Raw genomic sequence first — 13,855 nt, 5'->3', positions numbered from 1 at the left:
TTATGAAGCACCTATATTTAGATGCTTTAGAATGCGTGTTGAACCGTATATACTCAAATCATACTAATAACGATAAAACGCTCCCATTATGACCAAATTAGGCTTACGCGATTCTGTTTTAACACTGACCCTGATCCCAACGGTGATCATAGGATTACTACTTGGTGGCTATTTTACAATAAATCGTTACATTGAGCTTGATGAAATTTTATATCAGCAAGGTACTACTATTTCTGAGCCCCTTGCTATTGCGCTTGAGCAACCCATGCTCGAAAAAAACAAACAGCTATTGAATCGCCTTATAAGCTACACACATAACAAGCACTCCCCTACAATTAAGTCGATTGCAATTTTTGATAAAAATAATGCGCTATTAATGACGAGTAATTATCACCGCTCATTTGAAAAGTTAATTAATCAAAAGACGCTCATAAATTTAAAAACGACCCACGTGCAAAAGTCAGATGAGCTTGTTACATTCTTCACGCCCATTATTAACCATACAAGTCACGACTCTAAATGGGACCCATCTGCTTTTCAGTCATCTTTGGGCACCGTTATTATACAGCTAAACAAAGACCAAGCGGTTATAGGGCAGCAACGTGCTTTATTAATTAGCGGTATTGTAATTATTTTATCATTGGTGTTTGCAGCAATTTTAGCTTTAAGGTTAAGCCGCATGTTTATGACGCCGCTTAATAAGTTAGTACTTGCAACCGACAAGTTAGTCGAAGGTAAAAGAAGTACTGGCCTTAACGACAACATGATAGGTGAATTTGAGCTATTGCGAGAAGGCTTAAATACCATTGCTCACACTATGGTGATGCAAAAAGATGAAATGCAAAAAAATATTGATCAAGCAACTAGCGACTACCGTGAAACACTAGAGCAATACGAAACTTCAAATATAGAACTCTCGTTTGCAAAAAAAGAAGCTCAAGATGCTAACCGCGTAAAATCAGACTTTTTAGCTAAAATGAGTCACGAACTTCGTACTCCGTTAAATGGTGTTATTGGATTTACACGCCAGCTTTATAAAACACCACTAAACAAGCATCAAAAAGATTATCTCGACACTATTATGCTATCAGCAAATAGTTTAATGACTATTATTAGCGACATTCTAGATTTCTCCAAACTAGAAGCGGGTGCAATGGAACTTGAGTCGATTCAGTTTCAACTTCGTGATGCTGTAAATGAAGTGATGACGCTACTCGCTCCTAGCGCACACGATAAGCAATTAGAGCTATCCATTTACATTAACCAACAAGTACCAGATGACTTAACGGGCGATCCCACTCGCTTTAAACAAGTGCTGATAAACCTATTAAGTAATGCGATTAAATTTACTGAAAAAGGCTCCATTAAGGTCGACATAAGCCATCGGTTACTCGACGACGAACGCACCTCTTTACTTGTGTCAGTAACAGATACTGGCGTGGGTATACCTATGGATAAGCAAGACTCTTTATTTACTCCATTTGGGCAAGCAGACTCAAGCATTACACGTAAGTTTGGTGGTACAGGTCTTGGCCTCATTATTACTAAGCATATTGTTGAAGCGATGAATGGCCGCATAACATTAAACTCTGCACCAGGTAACGGTACCTGTTTTACATTCAATAGTGTGTTTAGTTTGCCCAATCATGTATTTACTAACGACTTACCGACTAAATCGCTCATTGGTAAGCGTATTTTGTATTTAGAGCCACACGAGCATACACATCACGCTGTACTTTCGTTATTGACTCAGTGGGAATCAAGCGTAACGGCATGTTTTAATGAGACTAGCTTTTTAGACGCTATAAAAAATACTGAACATAAATATGATGTTTGCTTAATTGGCCATATGGCATCAGTTGATGATATGCAGCAACTAAAAAGCTATGTAAAAGCCGTGCGTGAATCTACAGACTACTTATACTTAATGCTTAATACAGTATCGCACAATATGCGAGAAGCCTTTATAGGCAGCGGTGCTGATGCGTGTTTAAGTAAACCACTTAATCACCGTAAGTTATGTGAAGTACTTGCCGCACCTTACAGGCTTGACCACCCTACTCATAATATTGAACAAAACGATCAAGCTTTGCTGCCGTTAAAAGTATTGGTTGTTGATGATAACGATGCCAACTTAAAACTTCTCCATACTTTATTAAGTGAGCAGATTGAAGTAATTGAAACAGCACATAATGGTTCACAAGCATACAGCTTAAGTAAAAGTCATAAATACGACATAATTTTTATGGATATTCAGATGCCAATTATGGACGGTATAACCGCATGCAAGCTTATACAAGAATCATCACTTAATGAAGATACACCCATTATAGCTGTAACGGCACACGCCCTTCAAAGCGAAAAAGAGCAACTACTAAAAGATGGCTTTAAAGGCTATTTAACTAAGCCTATTGATGAAGATATGCTTAAACAAATTATTAGCGACCATAGTCCACAGACCCCAGTTAATCGCGATAAAGCTAAAACAGATACACCACAAAGTCCTGCACCATTTCAAAGTAGTCGAATTGATTGGGCACAAGCCCTGCAGCGTGCTGGCGGAAAGAGCGAGTTAGCGCTAGAGATGCTTAATATGCTACTTCTAAGCGTCCCTGAAACTCTTACATTGCTTGCTAAAGCGATAGAGAGTAATGATTGTCAGCAAGTCTTAAGTATTGTCCACAAGTTTCATGGTGCATGTTGCTACACTGGTGTACCAAAACTTAAATCACTCGCAGAAACAATTGAAACATCACTTAAAAATAAATGCTTGTTAGAGAATATTGAACCTGAATTATTTGAGCTACAGGACGAGCTTGAAAACTTACTTGCTGATGCAAGCGTAACTGAGTTACAAAGATAAGCTTTGAATTTTAGATACAAAAAAACGCGGCATTAACCGCGTTTTTTTAATTAAGCTTTTTAAATACTTATGTAGAATCGTATTACATTCTTGCTTCAATCATTAATCGTTTCATATCGCGTACGGCTTTATCGAGTCCATCTATCGCTGCACGAGCAATAATAGCGTGGCCAATATTTAGCTCATAAATCTCAGGCATCGCGGCAATGGGTTTAACGTTATGGTAATGAAGACCATGGCCAGCGTTAACAATCAAACCTAAGCTTGCTGCGTATTTAACACCTTCACGAATATGCTCTAACTCTTTGTGTAAATCAGTATCATTTGTTGCATCAGCATACGCGCCTGTGTGTATTTCTACATAAGGAGCACCACATTCTTTGGCTGCATCTAGTTGTGCTTTATCTGCATCAATAAATAGCGATACTTTAATACCCGCGTCGGTAAGCGTTTTTGTTGCGGCTTTAATTTTATCTATATTACCCGCTACATCTAAGCCGCCCTCGGTGGTTAACTCTTCGCGCTTTTCAGGTACTAAACACACGTACTCGGGTTTTACTTCAAGCGCTATTTGTATCATTTCATCGGTAACAGCGGTTTCAAGATTCATGCGAGTTTGGATAGTTTTAGCCATCACATAAACGTCGCGATCTTGAATATGGCGTCTGTCTTCACGTAAGTGGATCGTAATACCGTCTGCGCCTGCATGCTCTGCTACACTGGCTGCATGGGCTGGATCTGGGTAACTTGTTCCACGCGCTTGACGAAGTGTTGCAATATGATCTACGTTTACACCCAAAAGAATATCTTTCATTTTCTTACCTGTAAAATTACGTTTATTGAGAGGCCATAAATAGCTCACGGCTTTTTAATGGTTTACTACCTAATAAGGGTTTTAATAAATAGCGACTTAATTGCTTTGCCATATATAGCACATCACTTTGGCTAAAGTCATGATTTGCTATGGCGTTAAGTTGTTTGCCACTAAATCCAGAACGCGTATCTTCTTGTACTAAAAAACCAAGTTCGGGGAAATAACTATACGTCTGCTTTTCATCTATTGGTTCACCACTGGCATCAAAACTAAAATCCACGCCATAACCGAGTAATTCCAATAATTGAAATTCGTACGAGCGAAGCACTTCTTGTAAATTGGCTCCGCTGTTTAGGTTTTCTAGGTGAGATTTATATAGCTCAAATACTTGTTCAATTGGCTCATTAACAGGAACGATGCGATTAGTCAGCTCATTCAAATAAAAACCACAATAAAGCTCATCACCTTTTAAAAAGTGCGGGTTACCATGCAGTTCAAACTTATTGATATATTTTAAATCGTACTTGCCACTGTAATTAACAAGGAGTGCCTGGAACGGCTGAAGTTGTGCTTTATGTTTAGTGGCCTGGCGACCACTAATTCGGGCCAGCATTCTTAACTGGCCAACGCCTTCTACAAGCATATCTAACATTACTTGGGAGTCACTATAAGGACGCCGATGTAATAAATACGCGGTGTAGAAGTCGCTATCCATTCACTAAGCTACTGCTTGGTTTAGTCTTCACTGTAACCTAAGCTTCTTAGTGCACGTTCATCATCAGCCCAACCCGACTTAACTTTAACCCAAAGCTCTAAAAACACTTTGTTATCAAGCATTTCTTCTATGTCTTTACGGGCTTCACGGCCAATGGTTTTTAGCTTTTCGCCTTTATTACCAATAACCATGCGTTTTTGTGTTTCGCGCTCAACAAGAATCAACCCATTGATGTGCCAAATACCGTTGTCTTGCCACTTAAACTGCTCAATTTCAACAGTCACAGAATACGGTAGCTCTTCACCCATAAAACGCATTAGCTTTTCACGAATAACTTCAGCTGCCATAAAGCGCATCGAACGGTCAGTTACATAATCTTCAGGAAAGTAAAATTCGCAAGGAGGTAAGCGTTTAGTTACTTCTGCTTTGATTAAATCAACGTTTTTACCTTGCGTTGCTGATACTGGCATAATTCCAACAAAATCAAACTTGTCACTTAACCACTTCATATGAGGCAATACAAGATCACGGTCTTTAACTTGGTCAATTTTATTAATAACCAATAATACAGGCTTACCACTTTGCGATACTTTATTAAGTACCATATCGTCATCTGCATTCCAATGAGTGCCTTCAACGACAAAAATAATAAGCTCTACATCGCCGATAGAACTAGACGCTGCTCGATTCATTAGACGGTTAATAGCACGCTTTTCTTCAACGTGTAGACCCGGTGTATCTATGTATACCGCTTGGTGTTTATCTACGGTATGAATACCCATAATACGATGACGTGTAGTTTGTGGTTTACGTGAGGTAATACTCACTTTTTGCTCAATGATTTCATTAAGCAAAGTCGATTTACCTACGTTTGGTCGACCGACAATCGCCACCATTCCACAAAATGTATCTACATCACGTTCATGAGGCTGTATTAAGGTATCAAGGTTCATTTTTAAGTATCTTCAATGCTTTTTCGGCAGCTTTTTGTTCGGCCTTACGGCGCGAGCTACCAACAGAAATTATGCTATCCATTCCATCAACAATACATTCAACCGTGAATGTTTGATTGTGTGCTTGGCCTTGTGTATCAACCACTGTGTAGCCCGGTAACGATAATTTACGGGCTTGTAAATACTCTTGCAGCAGGGTTTTAGGATCTTTCTGGTTAAGCCCTGGTGAAATAGCATCCAAACGTGATTGGTACCACGCCAATATAAGATCGCCACAACTGTCGATACCTGAATCTAAAAATGCAGCGCCTATAATAGCTTCTACTGCATCAGCAAGCGTTGACTCGCGACGAAAACCGCCACTTTTAAGCTCGCCCGGCCCTAAGCGTAAATAATCGCCTAGACCAAATTCAAGACCAAACTCGGCAAGTGTTTGACCACGCACAAGTGTTGAACGCATGCGGCTTAAATCGCCTTCACGCGCTTTAGGAAATTTGGCATAAAGTGCATTGGCAATCACAAAGCTTAAAATCGAGTCGCCTAAAAATTCTAGTCGCTCATTATGTTGGCCTTTGTGGCTGCGGTGCGTCATTGCTTGTTCAAGTAAGCCTTGATCAGCGAATTCATAGCCAATTTTTTTATATAATTCTGTTACATTTTTTTTCATCGTTACTGAATATTACCTAGGCGTTCAAAGCGAACACCAGTTGGAACCCATCCTGGTAAAATATCATCAGGGCCATTCTCAAATTCAAAACTCATCCATATAAAGACAGCTTTACCCACCAAGTTTTCTTTTGGTACAAAGCCCCAAAAGCGACCATCTTGGCTGTTGTCGCGGTTATCACCCATCATAAAATAATGATCAGCAGGAACAGTCCATTCATCAGAAGGCGTGCCCGGTTGCTGATAGTAACGCCCTTTTCTTTCAGGCGCTTGTGGGTTGATTAATATATCATGCGTAACTGTTGTTAAATTTTCATTCACACGAGCTAGAGGCATTGGGCCTTGTTTAAATTCGTTATCATTAATTAGTTTAAAATCAATTTTATTGAATTCATTACATAAAAGCTCACCCTGTTGGGTTTCGCCTTCTTTACAGTTTGGCTGAATATATAAACGTTTATCACGATAAACAATTTTATCGCCAGGTAAACCAATCGTACGTTTAATATAGTCAACACTTTCATCTAAAGGGTATTTAAAAACAACAATATCACCACGTTCAGGCTCACCGACATCAACTAACTGAGTGCGCCAAACTGGGTCTTTTATTCCATATGAATACTTTTGTACTAAAATAAAGTCACCCACTAACAGTGTAGGCATCATTGAACCAGATGGAATTTGAAACGGTTCAAAAATAAATGATCTAAAAATAGTAATTGCTGCAATCATCGGGAAAATCGACTTTGCTGTTTCTGTTAGTACTGGTTCTGGTGCAATTAATGCCGCAGTTTCTTCATCTAACAGAGCTCCAGCAGACGTTTGCGCTATCGCTAAGCGTTCCTGTCTTTTAGGTGCATACATTAAGTGATCTATTAACCATATTAAGCCTGAGCCTAAGGTTAATAGCACCAATAAAACTGAAAAATAACCAGCCATTTATAATCCTTTGTTTTTATTTACCAACTTTTAAAATAGCTAAAAACGCTTCTTGAGGCACTTCAACATTACCTACTTGCTTCATACGTTTTTTACCATCTTTTTGCTTTTTAAGTAGCTTTTTCTTACGACTCACATCGCCACCGTAACACTTAGCAATTACGTTTTTACGTAACTGTTTTACCGTAGTACGTGCAATAACGTGTTGTCCAATAGCTGCTTGAATCGCAATATCAAACATTTGACGAGGAATAAGCTCTTTTAATGCATCAGCTAATTGGCGACCACGAGACTGAGCACCATCACGGTGAACAATAATCGCAAGTGCGTCAACACGCTCACTATTGATTAAAATATCAACACGCACCATATCTGATGTTTGAAAGTGTTTAAAGTTATAATCAAGCGATGCAAAACCACGGCTTGTTGATTTTAATTTATCAAAAAAGTCCATTACCACTTCAGCCATAGGTAGCTCATACGTAACAGCTACTTGCTTTCCGTGATAGGTCATTTTTGTTTGGCTACCGCGTTTTTCAATACACAAAGTAATAACATTACCTAAGTATTCTTGTGGTACCAAAATATTAGCTTCAACAATCGGCTCACGAATTTCTAAAATATCGTTTACTGCAGGTAAATCAGACGGGTTATCAATCTGGAATGTACCTTCTTTAGTAACTATCTCATAGATCACCGTAGGTGCCGTTGTAATTAAATCAATATCGTATTCACGCTCTAAACGCTCTTGAATGATTTCCATGTGTAGCATACCTAAAAAGCCACAGCGGAAACCAAAACCTAATGCAGTTGAATTCTCTGGTTCAAAGAATAACGACGCATCGTTTAAGCTTAATTTATTAAGCGCATCACGGAATGATTCATACTCATCTGATGCAATTGGGAACATACCTGCATAAACCTGAGGCTTAATTTTTTGAAAACCAGGTAAACGAAGTGGAGCCGCATTTTTTTGATGAGTTATAGTATCGCCTACTGGCGCACCATGTATCTCTTTGATGCCAGCAATAACAAACCCTACTTCACCGGTTCTTAAAATACCGGTGTTAGTTTGCTTAGGTGTAAACACACCCACTTGGTCGGCAGTATGTATATGCTCATTCGACATTATTTTTATTTTGTCGCCAGTGCGTAATTCACCGTGCTTAATACGCACTAATGATACAACGCCTTGGTATGGGTCAAACCAAGAATCGATAATAAGTGCTTGTAGAGGTCCATCTGTATCGCCTACTGGCGGCGGAACATCTCTCACAATCATTTCAAGAACTTCGGCAATACCTACACCCGTTTTAGCGCTACATTGCACTGCATCAAGGGCATCAATACCAATAATTTCTTCAATTTCTTCTGCAACGCGCAAAGGATCCGCTTGCGGTAAATCGATTTTGTTAAGTACTGGAATTACTTCTAATTCCATTTCAATAGCGGTGTAACAGTTAGCTAATGTTTGTGCTTCAACGCCTTGGCCTGCATCAACAACGAGTAGTGCACCTTCACATGCAGCTAAAGAACGCGATACTTCATATGTAAAATCAACGTGTCCTGGAGTATCAATGAAATTAAGTTGATAAGTTTCGCCATCGTTCGCTTTGTAATTCAACGTTACACTTTGCGCTTTAATGGTAATACCACGTTCGCGCTCAATATCCATTGAATCCAAAACTTGTTTTTGCATTTCACGGTCGGTTAAACCGCCACAAACTTGGATCAAACGATCTGAAAGGGTCGATTTACCATGGTCAATATGGGCGATGATCGAAAAATTACGGATATGCTTCATAAACTGGATTCTATACTTCTATTTTAATGGACTAAATATGAATACCTAAGTGACTTGAAAATACTTGCTGTAGGATGCCATAAGCTCAGTTTGTAAATTACAAACATCACGAATGCTTTTTAATATTGATTAAAACCATTTTATTTATTGAATAACAATAAGTTAAACTTATTTAATTTACATAATTCAGCTAGATAAAATAATTTAAAAAACCACTATTCCCTGTATTTCCAAGTTACTTTGGTATAAAACGGCAATTTTACATTTAATTGGCGTCAATCACCATCTATTTGAGTTAAAGGGATACTAATTGGGTGAATTTTTATAACTTTTATATCGTGCTTTAGCGATTTCACGCGAGTTTTAGCTATAAAGAAACCAGTAACACCACCTAAAGCTGCAGCTAAAATTTGCCAAACTTCGGAAGACATAAATAATTGCGCTGCAATCAGTGCAAAAACCAGACTTAAAAGCAGTGGTAGCATGTATACCGCAAATGCATGCTTAACGACGTGACTATCATCAAGTGACAAGGTTACCTTTTGTCCTACTTCAACAGAGGATTCAAATTTATAAGGGAAGGTTTTTTTTGCAGTGCCAAACAGCTTACCAAACACTTGTGAGCCGCAACGACCATTGCAGCCTTCACAAGCTTGTTTTTGTTGTGCTTCTAAATGAGCAATGTGGCCATCGAGGGCCACAACAGTGAGGGTTTGTTCAATCATAACAATCCTTACGAATCGTTTATAATGCGCGGGTAACTGACTCAGCAATCGCTTTTGCGGTCATACTCGGTACATTACCAACAACCGATACATCAAAATTACCGCCATTATGCACATATACTGTCGTTGCACCAGAGGTTAGTGCACCACTTAAACGCTTACCCGGTAATGGACGCTGAATAAATACCGAAATTTCAACAAAACCATCGGAGAACAAGTAATAGTCTGTTAATTCGTTATTTAAATCGAGCTTATGTCTATCTGATTTTAGTAATTCAAAGCCATCCGGTAACCAACTAATCTGCCAGTTAGTCGCTGTACTGTCTTCGTTTATAAGTGCATCGTTTGGTAAAGGCGTTGGAAAGTTTCGATTGAGCACTTCAAGTAACATACCTGCTGGCTGCTCTGTCACACTAATATGGGTAAGCTGTAACTGTTCTAAGGCCTCACCTTCATGGTTAACGTACGCGGCTTTTAGTAACAACGACGATTCCATATCCAGCCAAATCCAATAATTATATTTATACTCGTCTTTAGATTCTATGCGAACTAGTTGAGCAGCACGCCCTGCAATACGACCTTTCCCGCCTAATACAAAATCATAGTGCGCGCTTAAGCGATCTATATCTTTAAAAAGCACTTCAGGGATTGGACCCGCTATTGAATCTGTTTTTAGGGAGTATGGTTCAGACTGAGGTTCAAAATAAGTAACTTGGTTGTCAATACGGACCATTTCAAGCCCAGCACCGTTAAGTAAACTTAAATGCTCAAGTTCTGTATCACCTTGTAAAGCATGCACCCATCGGTAGGGTTCCATTGTTTTACCTTTGACAACCACAAACGAAGCGTCAAAATTACGGGTGTGAACGGCATTAGCCATTTTTAGTAATAAATCTTTGGCAGGATTTGTGTCGTTGGCAAATGCATTAAAGCTTACTACCAACGACAGAACAAAAGTGATTACTTTCATTTAATTAGTTTTTTTCCTCAGACGCTTTGGTATTAGTTTGCGCTGTTTCTAAAGAATTCGCAACTCGTGCTTGGCGTTGATGCTCAAGAACTAATGCACCAATACGTTGTTGCTGTAATTCACGTAAACCTTGCTCTGCATTTTCAAGCGCAGGTTCAGATGAGTAACTTACTGGCGACGCCATACCTGTCAGCGGTGTGGTTTGTAGTAATGGAATTTCGCTTTGTTGCTCGTTGTTACTTTGAGGAAGCGTATTAACTCCCACAATAGCAAACATTGCCACACTGGCTGCAATTGCTAGTTGAGCAACTGGCTTGCGCCAATTAAAAGCCACTACTTTATTATCTTGTACCGTCTCAGTGATTGCTTGAGGCTGTGTTTTTGACTGACTAAAGTCAGCATAAACAGGCTCGCTTTCAAGTGCTAATGCAACGCGATCGCTAATATCAATATGTATGTCGTTATTATTTTTTTGAGCACGCATCGCATCACCAATTAACGCATAACGGCCAAACGTAGTTACATCTTGCTCTGCAATTTTTGCATCAGTCAGATGTTGCTCGCCATCAAGTAATGCCGATAACGCTTCGTTATCTAACTTGTTAAGGTGTGCTTTTGTCATACTAAGACTCGCCTATTAATGGGTTTAATTTGTTATCTATTGCTTCACGGGCACGAAATATACGCGAACGCACAGTCCCGACCGGGCAATCCATTACCACTGCTATTTCTTCATAGCTCATCCCTTCGATTTCTCTAAGGGTGATTGCGGTTTTAAGATCTTCAGGCAAACTATCGATCGTATTAAAAATAACAGCGCGTACTTCTTCGCTTAAAAGTAGGTTTTCAGGAGATGCATTAGATCGCATTGAATCTGCACAATCATAAAACTCGGCATCTTCAGCGTCTATATCATTTGCTGGCGGCTTACGCCCCTGGGCTACTAAGTAATTTTTAGCACAATTAACGGCAATACGGTATAACCACGTGTAAAAGGCGCTGTCACCTCTAAAGTTTGGAAGTGCACGGTAAGCTTTAATAAAAGCCTCTTGTGCTACATCAGCAATATCGCCTTGGTTTGATACATAACGTGAGATCAAACCTGCAATTTTGTTTTGATACTTCTTTACTAATAGGTTGAAGGCGTTTTTATCTCCTTGCTGGACCCTTTTTACTAGCACTAAATCTAATTCCTGCTCGCTCATTCGAGCCGGTACTCCTATGTCTGATTTTTGCTTGTTATTCATATTGTCGTCATTGTTCACAAATACTCTGACCTCTTTATGAATAAAAAGTTCTGCTTAATATTATTTTTTTATAAAATAGATGATAAATAACGGCGCTAAGCCTTTAAAATCACTACGTAGTAGTATGACAAATATGGTACAACTACAGATATTAAAAACAAATATTGCTCTATATGAGCATTGTAACCGCAAAGTACCTCTGACATGAACCAAAATAAACATCACATTGCAGATGTCGCTATTATAGGTAGCGGCGCAGCAGGCTTATCACTTGCATTATCTCTAGCTAATTATTGTAACGTTACCGTGATCAGTAAAGGAGCGCTTACAGAAGGTTCTACTTTATATGCTCAAGGTGGTATAGCAGCTGTATTTGATAAACAAAACGACAGCATAGAATCTCATGTTGAAGATACACTCGATGCGGGCGGCGGTTTATGCGATAGAGACGCTGTTCATTATACTGCCAGCAATGCTCACGATTGCCTACAGTGGTTAATCGACCAAGGTGTTCCCTTTGATATGGAGTTTGATAGCAAAGGAAAAGAGCGTTTTCATTTAACACGTGAAGGCGGTCACAGCCATCGTCGTATTTTGCATGCAGCCGATGCTACTGGCAAAGCTGTGCAAACCACGCTTATTAGCCAAGTTAAAATTCATAAGAATATAACGCTCTTAGAGCAATACAATGCTATTGATTTAATTACAGATAAAAGCGCCGGAAAAACAGGCTCACACATTGAAGGTATGTATGTGTGGAACAAAAAAGCTAAAAAGGTAGAAACCATTTCAGCTAAATTTGTTGCTCTTGCCACTGGTGGCGCAAGCAAAGTGTATTTGTATACATCTAATCCAGATGTATCAAGTGGTGATGGCATTGCAATGGCATGGCGCGCAGGCTGTAAAGTTGCCAATATGGAATTTAATCAATTTCATCCAACGAGCCTTTATCATCCAGAGCTACAAAACTTTTTAATTACAGAAGCTATGCGCGGTGAAGGGGCTTATTTAAAACGACCTGATGGCACTCGTTTTATGAAAGATTTTGACAGTCGTGAAGAACTTGCACCACGCGATATAGTGGCACGCGCAATCGATTTTGAAATGAAGCGTTTAGGTGCTAATTGTGTTTACTTAGATATTAGCCACAAAGACAAAGATTTTATTATTGAGCACTTCCCTACTATTTACGCAAAATGCTTAAGTGTTGGCCTTGATATAACTAAAGAAGCAATCCCTGTTGTACCTGCTGCGCATTACACCTGTGGTGGCGTAATGACTGACTTTAACGGTAAAACAGATCTCGATAACTTATATGCAGTTGGTGAAGTGGCTTATACAGGCCTGCACGGTGCAAACCGTATGGCAAGTAATTCACTATTAGAATGTATTGTCTTTGCCCACGCTGCAGCGAAAGATATTTTAAGCAAAATTGAACATGCACCTGAGCCAATGGAACTGCCTCATTGGGATGAAAGCCGTGTTAGTAATTCAGACGAGGAAATAGTTATTACCCATAACTGGCATGAGCTACGTTTATTTATGTGGGATTATGTAGGTATTGTACGCTCAACTAAACGCTTAGAACGCGCATTACACAGAGTTGAGTTACTGCAGCAAGAGATACACGATTACTATGCAAACTTTAGAGTAAGTAATAACTTACTTGAGCTTCGTAATTTAGTGCAAGTATCTGAGTTAATTATTAGAAGTGCGATGGAGCGAAAGGAAAGCCGAGGATTGCATTACACAATTGACTACCCTGAACAAAATGAAAACCCAACACCGACTATTTTGACTCCGCAGCGCAATTAATCGCATTTAAAGCCGCGCGCTTTAAGCGTGCATAGCTTTGTTTATTAACACCATTGGCTGAAATTATTAGCCAATGGCTGTTACTAAAACCTTTAATATGTAGCCATATATTATTGCCATAAAAACGGCTTTTTTTACTAATTTCACCCTGAATTTTTAAACCTTCACCCTCAAACCTAAATAGCTTGGGTTCTAGAATTATAACGCCATGGTTTGGATGAATTGCCAACACTTTTTGCCACACTAAAAAGCCAGCTAATATATTAATTATCAAACAAAAAAGCATAGCTAGTAGCGAATCTAAAAATAAACATAATATTAAACTGAGCATGCAAAAAAAGACC

13 protein-coding genes are annotated in these 13,855 nt (G+C 39.1%); 2 read left to right on the top strand and 11 right to left on the bottom strand.

Translation table 11 applies throughout. The annotated features are described in order from the left end of the window. Positions 1-88 precede the first annotated feature (88 nt). Positions 89-2,863, top strand: a complete 2,775-nt coding sequence (gene barA / locus I6F48_RS01845) for a two-component sensor histidine kinase BarA (RefSeq protein WP_007583105.1) — start codon at positions 89-91, stop codon at positions 2,861-2,863. An 82-nt stretch (positions 2,864-2,945) separates the two neighbouring features. Here the strand turns inward: barA and pdxJ are convergent, their stop codons facing one another. The 10 genes from pdxJ to rpoE form a co-directional block, all read right to left on the bottom strand. Then, positions 2,946-3,677 (bottom strand): pyridoxine 5'-phosphate synthase, encoded by a 732-nt coding sequence (gene pdxJ, locus I6F48_RS01840; protein ID WP_007581734.1) that lies wholly within the window; start codon positions 3,675-3,677, stop codon positions 2,946-2,948. Between the two features lie 22 nt (positions 3,678-3,699). After that, positions 3,700-4,392, bottom strand: coding sequence for a DNA repair protein RecO (gene recO / locus I6F48_RS01835; protein ID WP_165739865.1), 693 nt, complete (start codon positions 4,390-4,392; stop codon positions 3,700-3,702). Positions 4,393-4,412: 20 nt separating this feature from the next. Then, a complete protein-coding gene (era, locus tag I6F48_RS01830) occupies positions 4,413-5,345 on the bottom strand; it encodes a GTPase Era (protein WP_007581730.1) in 933 nt (310 codons plus the stop codon). Beyond that, positions 5,335-6,012: a ribonuclease III gene (gene rnc, locus I6F48_RS01825; RefSeq protein ID WP_007581728.1), complete on the bottom strand. Its 678-nt coding sequence runs from the start codon at positions 6,010-6,012 to the stop codon at positions 5,335-5,337. Before rnc ends, era begins: the two co-directional genes overlap by 11 nt. A gap of 2 nt (positions 6,013-6,014) precedes the next feature. Further along, a complete protein-coding gene (lepB, locus tag I6F48_RS01820; RefSeq protein ID WP_197118684.1) occupies positions 6,015-6,950 on the bottom strand; it encodes a signal peptidase I in 936 nt (311 codons plus the stop codon). Between the two features lie 16 nt (positions 6,951-6,966). Further along, positions 6,967-8,754 carry a translation elongation factor 4 gene (lepA, locus tag I6F48_RS01815; protein WP_007581724.1) on the bottom strand — a complete coding sequence of 596 codons (1,788 nt, stop codon included), beginning with the start codon at positions 8,752-8,754 and terminating at the stop codon, positions 6,967-6,969. A 275-nt stretch (positions 8,755-9,029) separates the two neighbouring features. Beyond that, a complete protein-coding gene (locus tag I6F48_RS01810; RefSeq protein ID WP_197118683.1) occupies positions 9,030-9,479 on the bottom strand; it encodes a SoxR reducing system RseC family protein in 450 nt (149 codons plus the stop codon). 19 nt (positions 9,480-9,498) lie between these two features. Further along, the gene (locus I6F48_RS01805) at positions 9,499-10,449 is read right to left on the bottom strand and encodes a MucB/RseB C-terminal domain-containing protein (RefSeq protein ID WP_007581719.1); all 951 of its coding nucleotides are present in this window, start codon (positions 10,447-10,449) and stop codon (positions 9,499-9,501) included. Positions 10,450-10,453: 4 nt separating this feature from the next. Then, positions 10,454-11,071, bottom strand: a complete 618-nt coding sequence (locus tag I6F48_RS01800; protein ID WP_007581717.1) for a sigma-E factor negative regulatory protein — start codon at positions 11,069-11,071, stop codon at positions 10,454-10,456. A gap of 1 nt (position 11,072) precedes the next feature. Then, positions 11,073-11,654 (bottom strand): RNA polymerase sigma factor RpoE, encoded by a 582-nt coding sequence (rpoE, locus tag I6F48_RS01795; protein ID WP_002958721.1) that lies wholly within the window; start codon positions 11,652-11,654, stop codon positions 11,073-11,075. Positions 11,655-11,900: 246 nt separating this feature from the next. Between rpoE and nadB the strand changes: the two genes are divergently transcribed. Then, positions 11,901-13,511, top strand: coding sequence for an L-aspartate oxidase (gene nadB / locus I6F48_RS01790; protein WP_197118682.1), 1,611 nt, complete (start codon positions 11,901-11,903; stop codon positions 13,509-13,511). On the opposite strand, the gene I6F48_RS01785 is transcribed toward nadB, so the two are convergent. Continuing rightward, positions 13,486-13,842 (bottom strand): hypothetical protein, encoded by a 357-nt coding sequence (locus tag I6F48_RS01785; protein WP_197118681.1) that lies wholly within the window; start codon positions 13,840-13,842, stop codon positions 13,486-13,488. The two genes, nadB and I6F48_RS01785, sit on opposite strands and share 26 nt — an antisense overlap. Positions 13,843-13,855 lie beyond the last annotated feature (13 nt).

The organism is Pseudoalteromonas sp. SWYJ118 (assembly GCF_015864505.1).
Taxonomy (GTDB): domain Bacteria; phylum Pseudomonadota; class Gammaproteobacteria; order Enterobacterales; family Alteromonadaceae; genus Pseudoalteromonas; species Pseudoalteromonas arctica.
Note: the sequence above shows the minus strand (reverse complement) of the source record. Positions and strands in the feature narration are given on the sequence as shown.

Excerpts from the sequence above, each read along its gene's own strand:
- rnc (WP_007581728.1), bottom strand. The coding sequence starts at position 6,012 with ATGAAAAAAAATGTAACAGAATTATATAAAAAAATTGGCTATGAATTC.
- I6F48_RS01785 (WP_197118681.1), bottom strand. The coding sequence starts at position 13,842 with ATGCTCAGTTTAATATTATGTTTATTTTTAGATTCGCTACTAGCTATG.
- recO (WP_165739865.1), bottom strand. The coding sequence starts at position 4,392 with ATGGATAGCGACTTCTACACCGCGTATTTATTACATCGGCGTCCTTAT.
- nadB (WP_197118682.1), top strand. The coding sequence starts at position 11,901 with ATGAACCAAAATAAACATCACATTGCAGATGTCGCTATTATAGGTAGC.
- I6F48_RS01800 (WP_007581717.1), bottom strand. The coding sequence starts at position 11,071 with ATGACAAAAGCACACCTTAACAAGTTAGATAACGAAGCGTTATCGGCA.
- lepA (WP_007581724.1), bottom strand. The coding sequence starts at position 8,754 with ATGAAGCATATCCGTAATTTTTCGATCATCGCCCATATTGACCATGGT.
- I6F48_RS01810 (WP_197118683.1), bottom strand. The coding sequence starts at position 9,479 with ATGATTGAACAAACCCTCACTGTTGTGGCCCTCGATGGCCACATTGCT.
- lepB (WP_197118684.1), bottom strand. The coding sequence starts at position 6,950 with ATGGCTGGTTATTTTTCAGTTTTATTGGTGCTATTAACCTTAGGCTCA.
- I6F48_RS01805 (WP_007581719.1), bottom strand. The coding sequence starts at position 10,449 with ATGAAAGTAATCACTTTTGTTCTGTCGTTGGTAGTAAGCTTTAATGCA.
- era (WP_007581730.1), bottom strand. The coding sequence starts at position 5,345 with ATGAACCTTGATACCTTAATACAGCCTCATGAACGTGATGTAGATACA.
- barA (WP_007583105.1), top strand. The coding sequence starts at position 89 with ATGACCAAATTAGGCTTACGCGATTCTGTTTTAACACTGACCCTGATC.
- pdxJ (WP_007581734.1), bottom strand. The coding sequence starts at position 3,677 with ATGAAAGATATTCTTTTGGGTGTAAACGTAGATCATATTGCAACACTT.
- rpoE (WP_002958721.1), bottom strand. The coding sequence starts at position 11,654 with ATGAGCGAGCAGGAATTAGATTTAGTGCTAGTAAAAAGGGTCCAGCAA.